Source organism: Christensenella minuta, assembly GCF_003628755.1.
Classification (GTDB): domain Bacteria; phylum Bacillota; class Clostridia; order Christensenellales; family Christensenellaceae; genus Christensenella; species Christensenella minuta.
In genome coordinates this window covers 2,564,632-2,580,744 of record NZ_CP029256.1, presented here as the reverse complement: position 1 = coordinate 2,580,744, position 16,113 = coordinate 2,564,632, and the positions used below count along the sequence as shown (strand labels likewise).

At 53.5% G+C, this 16,113-nt stretch carries 12 protein-coding genes and 1 tRNA gene; 5 read left to right on the top strand and 8 right to left on the bottom strand.

Features of this window, described 5'->3' with window-relative positions; translation table 11 throughout:
• Positions 1–27: 27 nt before the first annotated feature.
• Positions 28–465 carry a hypothetical protein gene (locus B1H56_RS14890; RefSeq protein ID WP_242862013.1) on the bottom strand — a complete coding sequence of 146 codons (438 nt, stop codon included), beginning with the start codon at positions 463–465 and terminating at the stop codon, positions 28–30.
• Positions 466–707: 242 nt separating this feature from the next.
• Between B1H56_RS14890 and B1H56_RS12335 the strand changes: the two genes are divergently transcribed.
• From B1H56_RS12335 to B1H56_RS12315, 5 genes are read left to right on the top strand one after another with little or no spacing between them, the layout of a single operon-like run.
• On the top strand, positions 708–1,466 hold the full coding sequence (locus B1H56_RS12335) for a DeoR/GlpR family DNA-binding transcription regulator (protein WP_066520982.1): 759 nt from the start codon (positions 708–710) through the stop codon (positions 1,464–1,466).
• Entirely contained in the window at positions 1,463–2,380 is a 918-nt protein-coding gene (locus B1H56_RS12330; RefSeq protein ID WP_066739817.1) for a glycyl-radical enzyme activating protein, read from the top strand. Before B1H56_RS12335 ends, B1H56_RS12330 begins: the two co-directional genes overlap by 4 nt.
• Positions 2,373–4,766 carry a pyruvate formate lyase family protein gene (locus B1H56_RS12325; RefSeq protein ID WP_066520975.1) on the top strand — a complete coding sequence of 798 codons (2,394 nt, stop codon included), beginning with the start codon at positions 2,373–2,375 and terminating at the stop codon, positions 4,764–4,766. Before B1H56_RS12330 ends, B1H56_RS12325 begins: the two co-directional genes overlap by 8 nt.
• A gap of 13 nt (positions 4,767–4,779) precedes the next feature.
• Complete coding sequence (locus B1H56_RS12320) at positions 4,780–6,033, top strand: MDR/zinc-dependent alcohol dehydrogenase-like family protein (protein WP_066520971.1); 1,254 nt, start codon at positions 4,780–4,782, stop codon at positions 6,031–6,033.
• 3 nt (positions 6,034–6,036) lie between these two features.
• On the top strand, positions 6,037–7,218 hold the full coding sequence (locus B1H56_RS12315; RefSeq protein WP_066520970.1) for a carbohydrate kinase family protein: 1,182 nt from the start codon (positions 6,037–6,039) through the stop codon (positions 7,216–7,218).
• Positions 7,219–7,645: 427 nt separating this feature from the next.
• On the opposite strand, the gene vsr is transcribed toward B1H56_RS12315, so the two are convergent.
• The 7 genes from vsr to B1H56_RS12265 form a co-directional block, all read right to left on the bottom strand.
• Positions 7,646–9,034 (bottom strand): DNA mismatch endonuclease Vsr, encoded by a 1,389-nt coding sequence (vsr, locus tag B1H56_RS12305; protein ID WP_082771082.1) that lies wholly within the window; start codon positions 9,032–9,034, stop codon positions 7,646–7,648.
• The gene (locus B1H56_RS12295; protein WP_197502982.1) at positions 9,027–10,157 is read right to left on the bottom strand and encodes a DNA cytosine methyltransferase; all 1,131 of its coding nucleotides are present in this window, start codon (positions 10,155–10,157) and stop codon (positions 9,027–9,029) included. The genes vsr and B1H56_RS12295 overlap by 8 nt, the downstream gene beginning before the upstream one ends.
• A 436-nt stretch (positions 10,158–10,593) precedes the next feature.
• Positions 10,594–10,685 (bottom strand) — tRNA-Ser (locus B1H56_RS12290).
• Between the two features lie 259 nt (positions 10,686–10,944).
• Positions 10,945–13,356, bottom strand: coding sequence for a leucine--tRNA ligase (gene leuS / locus B1H56_RS12280; protein ID WP_066520961.1), 2,412 nt, complete (start codon positions 13,354–13,356; stop codon positions 10,945–10,947).
• Between the two features lie 99 nt (positions 13,357–13,455).
• Positions 13,456–14,553: a M23 family metallopeptidase gene (locus B1H56_RS12275; protein ID WP_066520959.1), complete on the bottom strand. Its 1,098-nt coding sequence runs from the start codon at positions 14,551–14,553 to the stop codon at positions 13,456–13,458.
• A 31-nt stretch (positions 14,554–14,584) separates the two neighbouring features.
• The gene (locus tag B1H56_RS12270; protein ID WP_162939006.1) at positions 14,585–15,049 is read right to left on the bottom strand and encodes a metallopeptidase family protein; all 465 of its coding nucleotides are present in this window, start codon (positions 15,047–15,049) and stop codon (positions 14,585–14,587) included.
• Positions 15,050–15,053: 4 nt separating this feature from the next.
• Positions 15,054–16,103, bottom strand: a complete 1,050-nt coding sequence (locus tag B1H56_RS12265; RefSeq protein ID WP_066521234.1) for an endonuclease/exonuclease/phosphatase family protein — start codon at positions 16,101–16,103, stop codon at positions 15,054–15,056.
• Positions 16,104–16,113: the final 10 nt, after the last annotated feature.

Here is a 16,113-nt window from a genome sequence, read left to right as displayed (position 1 = left end):
AACTCCTTCCAGCTATCTTGCTTCCTATCAGAGGCCACTTTCTTCCGCCGCGCTGTCGATCAGCTTAATCAGCTCGAGCGCGCTCCTGAACTGCCTGGTTTCATTCTTTTCCGACCACACGACCTGTCCCTGCCAGGTTGCGTTCTGCCGGTACATCACCTGCACGATGAACGTCGCTTTTTTTCCTGCCGCACATGTCGTATTTGCTGTCTTTTCCTGTGTCATAGCCTGTTTCACTCCGTTTTTTCCCGCATCTTCCGATTTCTTTCCGAATACACGGCATTGCGTCGCGGCCGCGGGATATTTGACTGCATCGAACACCTTTTCCAGGTTGGTGCACAGCTGATTGACATCTGAAAAATGTGCCTCCTGCCGCAGGATGGGATGATACGCCCTTCCTTCCAGCCTGCTGCGGTCCCATCGGTCTATACAAATCCGAATTCTTTTCTGTGCTGCTTCCAACATAATATAATACCTTTCTTATATTGTTTATTTTAAGGGCCGCCGGTCTCAAAACCGGTCTCATTCTTCTGATTTTTTCTTTTTTTTTTGACAATTATCAGAAAAAAGGCAGGCCGCGTCCCTTCCCCGTACAAAAATAAATTTCCGCTTTTGCAAAATTTCGGTTCCATTTTATTGGAATAGTGGTATACTATAGGTGACAAATCAAATAAAATACACTTTTTTCGATTGGAATTTATTGTATTATGAAAAAAACAGCTTTAAACCGGAGAGACGAAATCGCAAAATCATTGATGCAGGACGGGCAGATCAGCACCCAGGCCCTCGCGCGGGAATACGGCGTATCCGTCGAGACGATCCGCAAGGACCTTTTATATCTGCAAAAAAGCGGTATCGCCAAAAAGGGCTATGGCGGCGCGGTCGTCTGTACGGAATGGAACGAGCAGAGTTTCGGGCAGAAATCCATCGAGCACCAAGCGGAGAAGGCCCGGATCGCGGGCAGGGCGCTTGACTTCGTTTGCGACGGCGACATCGTTATACTGGATTCCGGCAGCACGGTGGCCGCGCTTGCCCGGCTGCTGCTTAACAAAAAACGCCTTACCGTCTTTACCAATTCCCTGTATGCCGCGCAGACGCTTTCCCCTGCGGACAGCAGGGTGTATCTGCTCGGCGGGGCAGTGCAGCCTACGAGCAATGCTTCGACAGGACACTGGGCGCTGCAGGCGCTTGGAGAGATCAGGGCAAATACCGCCTTCCTCGGCACGAGCGGGTTTTACGGCCGCTCCGGCCCCTGTGTGGAAAATTTCGGGGAGAGCGAAGTGAAAAAGGCAATGATCGCCGCCGCGAACAAAACCGTTTTGCTTGCCGATTCGAGCAAGGAGCGGCAGGACGCGATGATCCGGTTTGCCGGTTGGGAAGATATTGACCTATGGATCACGGACGGAGGGATCGGCGGAAAAACGCTCGACGGGATCAGCGATAAGACCGAGGTGATCGTCATTTGAACAACGAAAATTTGCATGGAATGATTTTCGGTATCCAGCGGTTTTCCGTCGACGACGGACCCGGTATCCGCACAACCGTTTTCCTCAAGGGCTGCAACATGAGCTGTACATGGTGCCACAACCCGGAAAGCCTGCACGGGGGACGGGAGATTATGTTTCAGGAAGCGAAATGCAGCCTGTGCGGCGCATGCGCGGAGGCCTGCCCGCAGCACGCCCATCTCGTCCGGGACGGGATACATGTTTTTGACCGGAGCCTGTGCGTCGGCTGCGGACGCTGCGTCCCCGCCTGCATATCCGGCGCCCTCGTGCTTTCCGGGACCGAAACCACCCCTGCCGGGATCGTCGCCCAGACCCTGCGGGATATGCGCTATTACAAGGCCTCGGGCGGCGGGCTGACCATTTCCGGCGGAGAGCCGATGTGCCAGCTTCCGTTTACCCTTGCCACCGCAAAGCTGGCGGCGCGGGAAAAGATCGGCGTGGCCATAGAAACGAACGGAAGCGCTCCTTTTTCCGGCTACTTCGGATTGATCCCCTATACCGACCTATTCCTTGTGGACTACAAGCTGACGGACGAAGCGCTGCATCTGCGGCACACAGGAGTCTCCGGCAGGCCCGTAAGAGAAACGATACAGAAGCTTGACGAGGCCGGGGCAAAAATTGTGCTGCGCTGCCCCATCATCCCGCAGCTCAATGACAACGACACCCATTTCCGGGCGATCGCCGCCCTGACGGCGGGCCATAAGAACATACTGGGATTTGAACTCATGCCCTATCATAATATGGGCCTTAGTAAGGCACGGCGGCTCAATACCGTTATGCCCGAATTTTCAACGCCAAAGCGTGAGACCGTCGATTCCTGGAGAAACAGGATCCTTGCGTTCGGCGGAAAGGAATGGAGCGGAGCTTATGAATGAACGAATCGAAGCCATGAAAAAAAACATTGAGGCGCTGAACCACGCGGGCGTAAGGAAGACCTTCTTTTACGAGCTGGCTTTTTGTTCCCTCGCCGGGACCCGCGGCGAAAGCATCCAGATGCGGCGCGCCAAAGCGCAGGCATACATCCTTGACAATGCCCCGCTGGCCGTATTGCCTTACGAACTCATTGCGGGAAGTATGACCGGCCTGTGCCCCGTCGCCGGGGAGGACATTCCCTATCCGGAGCAGCGCGGCAAGGCCATCCGCATTGTAAGCGATTATCTGTCGGCAAAAAAGCAGGCGGGACAACAGCCGTGCGGAGACAGGGGCCGGGTCAAGACCTTCGAGGAAGAATTTACCACCAAGAAAAGCCGCTGGACGCTAATGGGCCGCGTTTACCACGATGGCAGCATCACCTTCGAGGACCTGCAAAAGCTGATTGCGGATATGCAGGAGGAATTCCGGGACGAAGACATCGAGAAATATGAGATCGGCCGCGAGCTGGAACGCGGGTTCAAGATCGATTATGGCGAAGACGTCCGGCGGGAGATCGATTCCCTGCCTTGGTTTGCCGCCAACCACCTCAGCCTGAATTACGGCCGTATCATCCGCCAGGGCCTCGGCCCGTTGCTGGACGCGATCGACGGGCGGCTGCGCCGGGAAGCGCTCAGCGGGGAGCAGCGGGAATATTACCTCTGCGCAAAAACCGTAGCGCAGGCCGCCAGCCGTTTCATAGGACGTTACGCTGCCAAGCTGCGGGAATGCAGCAGGCACGAGGACGCCTCCAGGAAGCGGGAGCTCGGGGAAATGGCGGACATATGCGAGGCGATCACGCTGCGTCCGGCACGTTCCTTCCGCGAGGCCGTCCAGTTTACCTGGCTGCTGCACATCATGGCCAGTTTTTGTTGGAGCTCCGCCCTGTCGTTCGGACGGTTCGACCAATATATGCGGGAATATTACGAACGCGATATTTCAAGCGGCGTTATCAGCAAAAACGAAGCAAAGGAACTGTTATGCTGCCTCTGGCTGAAGGTCAACGAGCCCAAAATGCGGACCGTGCAGAGCATGACGCTGGGCGGCATCACGCCGGACGGCGCGGACGCCGCAAACGGCCTGACGGCGCTCTGCCTCGAGGTGACGCGTGAAATGCGGCTGCCTTACCCCAACATCGGTCTGCGCTTTAGCAGCAAAAACCCGGATTGGCTTTACGACATGGCGATCGAATCCATCAAGGCGGGCAGCGGGCAGCCTATGCTTCTAAACGACGCCGTGTGGACCGCCAACCTGAAAAAACTCGGTTACGGCGACCAATATGCCAACGATTATTACAATATGGGATGTGTGGAGATCATGATTCCCGGCAAACAGCCGAACTGGGGCGTGACCGACCCCATCGCCTTCCCCATGCTGTTCGAGGACGTGTTCTCAGGATACCGCGCCGGGGAAACGGAGCTTAGCAGTTATGATTCCTTTTTCCGGGAGTACTGCAGCGTGCTGGAAAAGGCCGTATTGGCGGACAAGGCCGAGGCCGACAGCAAAATCGCGCAGATCCCCGGCCGCTGCTTTGACCCGCTGGCCTCGCTGATGATAGACGGCTGCCTCGAGAAGGGCTGCGATATGTTCCAGGGCGGCAGCGAGCTTGGGCCCCATTGGTCCTTTTACGCCTACGGGCTGGGCACCGCGGCGGACGCAATGGCTTCCGTCAAAAAGCATGTGTATGAGGACGGACGGTTTTCCATCGGCCAGATGGCGGAAATTTTACAAAGCAACTTCGCCGGAAACGAGGAAATACGGCTGTTCCTTGAAAACAGGACGCCCCATTACGGCAACGACCAGGATGATGTGGACGCCGTCGCCCGGGCCATCCTCTCTAAGATGTGCGGTACTGCCCTGCGGCTGAACGCGCCGCATGCAAGGGATAAATACGTCAGCACGCTGTTCGGTTACTTTTTCCATATCTACCACGGGGAGATCACCGGGGCGACCGCGAACGGCAGGCGGAGGGGCGAACCGCTCAGCGACAGCATGGGGCCGTCTCAGGGGAAGGACACAAGCGGGCCGACCAACCTGCTCAACTCCGTCCTCAAGCTTGACCACGGGGAGGTTACGGGCGGGTATGCCCTGAACCTGAAGATCAGCCCGGAAATTATCAAAAACGAAGCCGGGACCCGTGCGCTGAAGGCGCTTTTGCAGGCCTACATCATGGACGGCGGCCCGCAGCTGCAGGCTTACCTTGTCGACGCACAGGCGCTCAGGCAGGCGAAACTGGAGCCGGAGAAATATCAAAATCTGATCGTAAGGGTCGGCGGTTACTGCGAATATTTCGTGAACCTCGACGCGTCCCTGCAGGACGAGATCATTGCACGCACAGCCTATGGCTTTTGAAAAGGAGTAACGGATGAAGATAAAAGCAGTCCGGTTATACGGAAAAGAAGATTTGCGTTTTGAAGAATTTGAGCTCAGGGATATCCAGGACGATGAAATACTCGCGCAGGTCATGACGGACAGTTTATGTATGTCCAGCTACAAGGCGATGCTCCAAGGCAGCGGCCACCGGTGCATCCCGGACGATATTGGCAGGAATCCTATCATTATGGGGCACGAGCTGTGCGCGCGCATCCTGCGGGTGGGGTGCAAGGTAAAAAAGGATTACAAGCCCGGGGACATATTTGCGGTGCAGGCAAAAATGTTTTTCGGCGATGAGATCAAATCGCCCGGATATTGCTATACGACCTACGGCGGCAACGCGACCAACATCATCGTCCCTTCCGAGGTGATCGACGGCGGGTATCTCTTGCCGTTTGACGGGGACGCTTACTTCAAGGCATCCATGGCGGAGCCGATTTCCTGCCTGATTTCGGCGCTGCGTTCTTCTTTTCACCTTGCGCCCAACAACAAGGACCACATGATGGGCCTCCGTCCCGGAGGGAGCATGGCGATTCTTGCCGGATGCGGACCGATGGGCCTCGGTGCGGCGGAAGCCGCCATGGCTTTGGATAACCGACCTGCGCGGATCGTTTTAACGGACATCGACGAAAAGCGCGTCGCCCGGGCCCAGGCCCTGTTAAAGGGCAAAAACGGAGTGAAACTTGAAATACTGAATACGAACGGGATCGGGGACCTTCCGGGCTTTCTGGGCGCGGGCCGGAACCAATTCGACGATATCCTGGTCATGGCCCCGGTCCCCGGCGTGATCGAGCAGGCCGACTCCCTTTCGGGGATTGATACCTGCATCAATTTCTTCGCGGGCCCGACCCGGAAGGATTTTTACGCATCCATCAATTTTTACGACGTTCATTACAACTATAAGCATATCATCGGCACATCCGGCGGGGATATCGACGATATGCGGGAGGCTTTGCGGCTGATCGAGGCCGGAGAGATCGACGTATCCGTTTTGATCTCCCACATTGGCGGGCTCAATTGCGCCGCGGAGACTACGAAAAGCCTCCCCCGCATTCCCGGTGCAAAAAAGCTGATCTACTGCAACGCCGACCTGCCGCTCACGGCGATCGACGAGTTCGCCGAAAAAGGCAAGTCCGATCCGTTTTTTGCGGACCTGCGGGATATCTGCGCTCAAAGCAACATGCTGTGGTGCAGGGAGGCGGAGGAATATCTTTTAGAACATGCCAAACCGATCCTGGAGGACTGAACGATGTGCGATATTATATGCGCGGGTCATATCTGCCTCGATATCACCCCCGTTTTACCTTCTAAATTCGCCCGGGCCGACAAGGTGTTCCAGCCCGGGAAGCTGCTCGAAACGGATGAGCTGGTTCTTTCGACCGGGGGAAGCGTGGCAAACACCGGCATCGCCCTCACGAAGCTCGGCATCAGGACCGCGCTGATAGGCAGGATCGGGGACGACATCCCGGGGGACGTTGTCAAAAGGTTGTTGGAGGAACAGGTTGGGCAGGCGCAATATCTCTCCGCCGGCCGGGGCGAACTTACTTCCTACAGCGTTGTGCTCGCGCCGCCCGGATTTGACCGCATGTTCCTGCACAATCCGGCGGCAAACCACACTTTTGGGGCGGATGATATCGATTTCGATCTGGTGCGGCAGGCTAAAATCCTGCACATCGGCTACCCGACCTGTATGAAAAAGCTTGCGCAAAACAAGGGGGCCGAGCTGCGGAATATCCTGCGGAAAGGAAAGGAGCTTGGGGTCACGACCTCCATTGACACCTCTTACCCGGATGAGGATGCAAACGGCATCAATGCCGACTGGGAGGGGCTTTTTGGCAACGTCCTGCCCTTTACTGACATTTTTATGCCCAGCATCGAAGAGGCGCTGTTTATGTTCGACCATGATGAATTTTGCCGCCTGAAGGCAATGGATGGAGATATTTTGAAAAATCTCGATATCGACTACCTGCCCCGCCTCGGGAAAAAGCTCTTGGATATGGGCGCGAAGATCGTCGTTATCAAATGCGGGACCCGGGGATATTACGCCGCCACGCAGGGCGCCGAGGCCCTTGCCGGTATGGGACGGGGCATGCCCGCGGAACCCGGGCAATGGGCTGGCAGGGAGATTTTCACCAGCATTTACCGCATTGACCACGTGAGGTCCGCGACAGGGGCCGGGGATACCAGCATCGGAGGTTTCCTTGCGGCGCTCATACGCGGATATTCGCTGGCTGATTCCGTAGACATCGCCTGCGCGACCGGAGCTGCGTGCGTTACGGCCTATTCCGCGACCGGCGGGATCGGGCCGCTGGAGAAGATCATTTCAAGAAGCCGCAAAGAATGGAAAAAAACGCCCCTTGCATATACGGGGCAATATTTCCGCATGGATGCGGCCCGGGGGCTGCTTCAGCGGAACGGGGACCGCGAATGAAGTTTTTACCGGAGCACGAAAAAGCCCTCGCAAAGCGAGGGCCTTGAAACCGCGGAGCTTGCCGCGGCGCGGCGGAGCAGAGAGGATACATCGCGCTTCGCCGATGGCTCCCGCTCTGTTGAACCTCCCTCGGTTCGAATCCTTCCCATTTTATCAAAAAAGAGCCTGCACCTTCGGCGCAAGCTTCTTTTTGTGTCGTTCATACAAAATAGATGCAGGCAAAAAACGGGGCCCTGCGAGCCCAGCAGAGCAGATCGCGCGGGGAAAAGGAGCAGCAACGGGGTATACGCAAAATCCTCGCTAAAAGCAAGGCTTTTAAAGTGCAGCGTAGTTTGCTACGACGTGGCATGGGGGTTCCTAACCGAACTATGCAAAGAAACGTGATTAAGTAAAGGTTTTTGGTGGTTGATAGTAGCATTTTACTAAATCAACTATGTCGATGCACGTCGTCATGACATACATTGCACAGTGTAATAAGATTTTCTTTAGTATTATCCCCACCATTTTTATGATACTGCTTATGATGAAGTTCAAGCATTTTCCGTGGGTCTTCCCTTGAGATCATAGTTCTATCCCAACCACATTCCACGCATTTGAAATGATCACGTTCCAATACTGCCACTCGTACAGGATCTGGAATTTTTCTATCATGCTCATATGCCTGACGATCTTCCTCCAAAAGGTAAACCCCGACCGGCAAATCCGATCTCCCGGTATTTTTAGTAACTATTGGCCAACCCTCTTCCGTACGTAATTCTCTAATACGTCGAGCCCATTCTTTTGTATCACCAGCCAAATAATTCAATTCTTCACCCGTAACCTGAACACCAACATTTTTCCTCAAGTATTCAATAATTTTATCTTTAACTGCAATTTTCTTTTTGCGTATTTCATTAAGCACATTCCAGCGATGTGCTGCATCTCTATCTTGTTCAGTACGCATAAGTACATATTGATCCGGCCTGACTTTAGAAGGATCGACCCCCATCTCTTTAAATGAAGCTACATCATCTGAGTTTTGAGCCATCTGATTAAATGTCACCCCGGAATATATCCACCACCCAAATTGCACTCGCAATTCTCTGACCCTTCTAGCCCATTCATTGATCCCCGAAACGACCATTAACTCATCCCCATCAATTACCGTTCTCGGATATTGCTTGAGATAAGAAATAATACGATCACGAGCGGAGATAGCTTGACTCTTAGGAATGAGTGAGCTGCCTAAATCTCGCAAGGTATGAAATGCAGGTACCAATGCGACGACCTTAGATCGCAAATTGGATTTTTTTAATTCCTCTGAAAAATTTGTCAGTAGCTCTATTAGTGATTGACGGAGTTTTTCGGGAATATCGTTTGGTCGGGAACGACGGGCCATATCATCACTCTCTTTCTCATTATTTTTTCCAGCTAAAAAATTTTTTAAGCGTAGCACTAAAGCATTTTGATTTTGTTTTTTAAGTTCACATTCCCAAATTACTAATGCTCGCCATCCAAGCTCTCTAAGCCTGATTATATCCGATTTGTCACGTTCTATATTTTTATTGATTTTTTTGTTCCAAAACTCCATATTTGTTTGTGGCCTTTGTCCACGTGGACAAGCGTGTCCATGCCAGAAGCATCCATGAACGAATATAACCGCTTTATATTTTGGCAATACAATATCGGGTTTACCGGGAAGATCTTTGCGGTTCAAACGGAATCTGAAGCCGTTCCTGTGTAAGATACTTCTTAATTTGACTTCCGGCGCCGTATTTTTTGTTCTCACATGCGCCATTATTTGGCTTCTTTTTATGGGATCAAATACGTCAGTCATTCTTATTCGATTTAGTCCTCAAAAGTTTTTCTACACACTCGGCAACTTTTGCACCCAATAACGGCGGGACAGCATTACCAATTTGTTTGGCAATTTCTATTTTGCTTCCTACAAAGCGAAAGGAATCCGGAAAAGATTGTATTCTAGCAGCTTCACGATGCGTAATAGGACGATGTTCCACCGGATGTAAATAACGTCCTTTTTCCGGTTTGAAAAATTCGGTGCGTATAGTCACAGATGGTCGATCCCACCATAGTCGTCCAAATAAATCCGTCCCGCCGGATTTTTTGTTTTTCCAACATTTTGGGGTTATATCCGGGGCAATCCGTTGCAAATCGAATCGATTCATCCCTTCATCAGGGATTGACTTATAACGTTTCATACTAATTTTTGTAGGATTACGTCCAAAATGCAAATTAAGAGGTGGATCTATGTCCTTCCTAATCTCGGTTCCCCGTGGCTCCGGCAAATCTCCAATAGCATCCCTCACCGTTGTCCACGGTTGTGGATTTTTGACATATCCTTCCTGCAAATTAAGCCCTTTTGTAGAGTTCAAATCGGAAGGATTATAGTGCGTTTTTAATGGAGGGAAATTACTATTTGGGTCTGTAGACCGACAACCAATTATAAATGCCCTATATCTGATTTGTGGCACACCATAATCAGCCGCACACAATTTAGCTTTCGCTAATGGAAAAAATCCTAAACGTGTAGCATACTGCTCAATTTCTTCAAGTTCTTCTGAGTTGAGTAATTGTGGGACATTTTCCATTACGAACACTTCCGCTCCCGAACGTTCCACTACTTCCATAAATGGTCGCCAAAGGCTTCTTCTTTTGTCTCCGTCTCTTTTTTTATTTAACAGACTAAATCCTTGACATGGTGGCCCGCCAATAACAATATCGGCATTTGGAATTTCTATATGTGGATCTGCCAACAAGTCTACTATGTCGCCGACAACACAATTATTTCCATAATTTTCATTATAGGTATCTGCCGCATATTGATTCATATCATTTGCCCATACCGATTCAAAATGATGTCCAAAAATATTACTAAAACCTAACGAAAGGCCTCCGGCACCACAAAATAAATCAATGAGTTTATATTTTCTATTTGCCACATTCTTCACCTAGTCATATCAATTTACTATTTGATTATATCATGTAAAGCAAATCCTGTCAGTTGATTCATCCCGCTAATATTAGAAATATTGAAGAATGAAAAAAAGCTCTACAATCCGCATAAGAAAAACAGAACTCGGCTAAAAACCGGGTTCTGTTTTTGTGTCATTGATGCGAAATAGATGCAGCTAAAAACGGGGCTCCACGCGAGCTCAGCGAAGCGGGTCGCGTGGGGAAAAGGAGCAGCAACGGAGCATACGCAAAAGCCTCGCTAAAAGCGAGGCTTTGAAGCGCAGCGTAGTTTACTGCGATGTGGCGGAGCAGAGAGGATACATCGCGCTTCGCCGATGGCTCCCGCTCTGTTGAACCTCCCTCGGTTCGAATCCTTCCCATTTTATCAAAAAAGAGCCTGCACCTTCGGCGCAAGCTTCTTTTTGGCGGAGCAGAGAGGATTCGAACCTCCGGAACGCTATTAACGTTCACACGATTTCCAATCGTGCGCCTTAAGCCATCTCAGCCACTGCTCCACTTAAATTTGGTTTTCCGGAATATGAATTCCATTCGTTACAGCATTAATGATTTTACCACAAAAAATTCGTGAGGACAAGGCATTTTTTATTCTTTTCTCGCGGCAATATCCCTTTTTTCCGCGAGGACAAATATCCGGCGCGGCGCGCCTCTCCACACGGTGGCTTTCCCGCCGGAACACGAACGCCGTTTGCAGAACTTTCAACAAACTTTTCAATATTCCCAAGCACTTTATTCACATGTGGGATTTTTCCTTAATTATTTCACCACGATATTGACGATGCGGCCGGGGACCACAATAAACTTCACGATCTCCTTGCCTTCCCACAGCTCTGCAAACTCGCCGCGCACATACCGCTCGATCTCTTCCCTGCCCGCGTCCGCGGAAATGTCGAATTTCGCACGCACCTTGCCGTTTACCTGCACCGCCATATTTACGACCGGGCGCTTAAGCGCGCTTTCGTCGCACACTGGAAAATCCTGATTGAAGATCGAATATTCCCCGCCGAGGCGCGACCACATTTCCTCTGCAAAGTGCGGAGCAAACGGTGCGAGGAGCAGGCACAGCTTTTTCGCAGCTTCCTTTAAAAAGGCCGCGTCCGGCTGGCCGTCCATATATTTATACATTGCGTTCACAAGTTCCATAATACGCGCGACCGCAGTGTTGAACGAGAACTGCGGGATATCCCGCGCTACGTTTTTGACCGCATAATTGAGCTGGTAATTTACGTCGAAATCCAGCTGGCCGCTGCCGCCCTGCATGGGAGCCACCGCATCCACAAGGCGCTCAACACGTTCGAGGAAACGGCTCACCGCCTTGATCCCGTCGTCGTTCCACGGACCGCCCTCCACATAATTAAAGCCGAACGCGAGATACATACGCAGGGTATCTGAGCCGTACTTTTTGATAAGCTCGTCCGGTGAGATCACGTTGCCGCGGCTTTTGCTCATCTTCTCGCCGTCAGGCCCGAGGATCACGCCCTGGTGCACGAGGGACGAGAACGGTTCGTCAAAGCCTACATAGCCCATATCATGAAAGGCCTTGGTGAAAAAACGCGCGTACAGCAGGTGCATGCACGCATGCTCCGCGCCGCCGATATATTTATCCACGGGCAGCATACTGTCAATAAGCTCCCTGTTCCACGCTTCCTTTTTATCTTTATTGTCGGGATAACGCAGATAATACCACGAGGAGCACACAAAGGTGTCCATCGTATCCACGTCGCGCTTCGCCGGTCCTCCGCAAACGGGACAGGTGGTGTTTACGAATTCCCCGTTCTTTGCGAGCGGCGAAGTCCCGTCCGGCGTGAAGTCCACGTCATACGGAAGCTGTACGGGAAGCTGATCCTCCGGCACGGGGACCTCCCCGCACTTTTCGCAGTATACCATCGGGATGGGCGCGCCCCAATAGCGCTGGCGGGAAACCAGCCAGTCGCGCAGGCGGTAGTTTATCTTAAAGCCGCCGCGGTCCTCTTTTGCGAGGGCGCCCAAAACCGCCTGTTTTCCCTCTTCGGTGGTGAGGCCGTCGTATTTCCCGCTGTTTACGAGAATGCCGTGCTCGGTAAAGGGAAGCGCATCGTCCGAGCCGTCCTTGGATCTGATGACCCGCTCGATGGGCAGATTATATTTTTCCGCAAAGGCATAATCGCGCTCGTCATGTGCGGGAACCGCCATCACGCAGCCTGTGCCATAGCTGGCAAGCACGTAATCCGCCGTCCAGATCGGCACCTTGCGCCCGTTGATGGGATTGACCGCATATGCGCCCGTGAATACGCCCGTCTTTTCGCGCGTGGTTGACAGGCGGTCAATCTCGCTTGCCCGCGCCGCGTATTCCTGGTATTCCTTCACGGCCGGAAGCTGGACGGAGGTAGTGATCTGTTCCACCAGCGGATGTTCGGGCGAGATCACCACATAGGTGCAGCCGAACAACGTATCTGCGCGGGTTGTGAACACGGTGAAATCCCCGCCGCCCACGATATCGAATTTCACTTCGCCGCCCTGGGATTTGCCGATCCAGTTTTTCTGCATCAGCTTGGTCTTTTCCGGCCAGTCGATGCGGCCAAGACCCTCTAAAAGCTGCTCCGCATAGTCCGTGATCTTAAAGAACCACTGGGTCAGGTGTTTTTTAGTGACCTGCGTTCCGCAGCGTTCGCAGCAGCCTTCCACAACCTGCTCGTTCGCGAGTACGGTATTGCACGACGGGCACCAGTTGACCGGCGCCGCCTTGCGGTAGGCAAGGCCGTGCTTATAGAGCTGAAGGAAGCACCACTGCGTCCATTTATAATAGTCGGGCATACAGGTTTTGACTTCATAGTCCCAGTCCCACGTACCGCCGATGGCCTTCAGCTGCTCTTCCATGGTCTCAATGTTCTGCATGGTGGAATCCTGCGGATGGATGCCCGTCTTGATCGCGTAATTCTCCGCAGGAAGGCCGAACGCGTCAAACCCCATCGGATGGAACACATTATAGCCGTTCATACGCATAAAGCGCGCATAGGTATCCGAAAGGCTGTAATTATACCAATGCCCTACGTGCAGCTTTGCGCCCGAGGGATAGGAAAACATTTCCAATACGTAGTGCTTGGGTTTCTTACTGTCTTTATCGTATTTGTAAATACCCGTTTCCGCCCATTTTTCCTGCCATTTTTTTTCATTCTCTGTGAAGTTCAACTTACTTTCGCCTCCGGCAATCAATAAATTTCGATATACCTTATTATTATCGGATATTTGAGGCTCAAAGTCAATTATAGATATGGATGCTCCAGTGAGCTACCGGGCCGTGGCCTGACGCGGAGCGTCCTCCGCGTCAAGCAGATAGGGATATGGATTCACATATACGCCGTCCGGCGCAATGATGGCAATGTGCAGGTGATTTGCCGTGCTGTTGCCCGTATTTCCCGCGAGGCCCACCGGGTCCCCGCGTTTCACCGTATTCCCGGGCTGCACGAGCTGCGATACCTCCACCATATGATAATAATGGTACTGCGTACCGTCCGCACCTTCAAGCACCACATAGTTCCCGGTCCCTTCCCCGCCGCCCACGGCAAGGATTGCGCCGTCTACACAAGCAAGCTCGGGCGTGCCCTCGGGGCACAGGATGTCCGTTCCCGTATGCCGCCGCGCGCCGCCGTCCCGGTCGTCGTACCAACAGTCGCTGAAGCCGTACCGCTCGGCAAACGGGAAGGCGAGCCGCTCTGAAAGCCCTGCAAACGCTCCGCTGTCTTCCCGCAGCTCCCCCGTCTCGTCGTAAATGGTCAGCAGATAAGTGCTCGTGAAAAGCTCCGCAGGGATCGGATCTCCTTTGATATCTGACAGGGGAAACGCCTCCTGCGGAGTTTTCGGGAGCAACGCAAATTCAAAATCCGTGTGTCCTTCCCCATCCGCGGCCACGCTGACAGAGGGCGTGACAAGCGTTTGGAACCGGGCAATAAGTTCCCTGGGCGTTTCACAGGCAAGCGCCGCTGCCGCAAGCACCTGCCAGCCGGGAGCCTGCATTTCGCTGCCCACGCTCCACGTACAGTCTTCATAATAGGCCTTAAACTGCCGGGCGCAATGTGCGGACACCGCTTCAGCCCATGCCTCGTAAGCCGTTATGAGCCCGCCCGTTATATCCGGATTGTTAACGACGGTTTCATAGCCCCGTTCTCCGTCCTGCGGATAAAGCGCGGCCAGCGGAGGATATTCAAAAGAAAATCCTGCCACCAGTTCCCCTATGTCCGGCGGCGGGCCTGTGGGCGCGGGAGCGGGGCTCGCCGTTGCCTCAGCCGCCGACTGCACTGGGCCCGGGCTTCCCGAAGAAAGCGGCCCGCCCGAGCACGCGCTCAAAACCAAGACCGACGCAAGAAACAATACAGCTAATTTTTTCATAGGCAAACCCCGTCCTCCGCAATAACCGCCTTTATTTTCCGCCCCGCGAACGCAGGTAATTCTGTAAAAACACTTCGTCCTCGACCTCGAGGCCGTTTTCCCCGCACAGGGATTCCACATGATGCCGGAACTCATGCCGCAGGGTCTTACGCAGCTCCCTGCGGATCTTTTCCCGCGACGCGCCCGGGAAGACACGCAAAAACGAGCCGTAATAAATCGCGATATAACGGCCCATTTCACCGCCGGAGAAATAACAGCCGAGCGTATAAAGCCCGCCCTGCCCGCGCGGATGCCGCTCTGTCTGCGAAAGAAGCACGACGCCCCCGTTCAGCCCGTAGAAAAACGCCTCCGGCAGCTCCTCCGCAAGCTCGTCGAGCATCTGTTCCATTTCGTCGAGCGTCACCGGGCCTTTCCCGGCCTCCGGCGCGGCCGGTTCGTTCTTTTGATCTACAGGGTCCGGCATTTTCCCGGACGGAACCATATCGTTTTGATCCATAATTTTATTGTAACTCCACATCCAGCATGACCGGGTTATGGTCTGCATATTCAAAGTCGAGATCAAGGGTGTGTACCGAGTTTAAAGCCACATTAGGCGACAGGATGAAACCATCGATCACATAGAGCTGCGTTTGCTCCCGGTTCCCGGTATACGGGCCGGAAAGCAGCCGGCATGTGGGCGAAGAGGCATCCACCGCGAACTGCCAGCCCCCTGGCAGCATGTCCGCGCTGAGGACCCCGGGCATCCAGTTTTCCGCATCGACCACGGGATAGCCCCCGATATCCGGGAAGGTCTGGTTGAAATCCCCGCCCGCGATCACATAGTTCCCCTTTTCATATTCTTCGGTCAGGAAATCCATCAGCATATTCGTCTGCGCGGTCTTTCCTTCCCCGCCGTCGTAAGCTTCGAGATGGAGGTTTACAAGCACGAGTTCATGTCCCCCGTACGGCACACGGCACACCAGCAGGCAGCGTTTCAGGTTACAGGTGCTGACTGGCCACTTGAAGGGTACGGGCAGCGCCACGCGCGAAGCGCTTTCCACCCCGTAGTCCGTAAGCGTCAAAAGGCCGCCTTCCACCTTCCCGATCATGGGAATGGGGTATGGAACAAATGCGGCCTTGTAATTATATGCAAAGGCGGCGTTTTTCCCCGTAAGGTCCGCGAGGTATCCGGCCTCGTCAAGGTAATACGAGCGGTGCGAACCGACGTCCGCTTCCTGAATGAACACCACGTCCGCCGGGTGTCCGGCCAGCGTGCTTCCGATGCCGCTCAGGTTTTTTTCCACATCGGCCTTGCTGTCCGGGCGCACCATGCCGCCTCCGTCCATGAAGAAGTCCTGGTCTTTTCCAAGGCCCGCGTAACCAATATTGAAGGTGAGCACGCGCACATGCCCGTCTATGGGCGCACCGGACGTCCCCGTGACCGCAACCTCTTCCACCGGTTGGGGACGGTACTCCGCCACAGTCAGGAAAACAAGCAGGATTACGAACAGGACTGCAACCACCGCAAGGATAATGCCAATTACGCGCAGGACGCGCTTTGCTCTCGTCACCTTTTCGCAC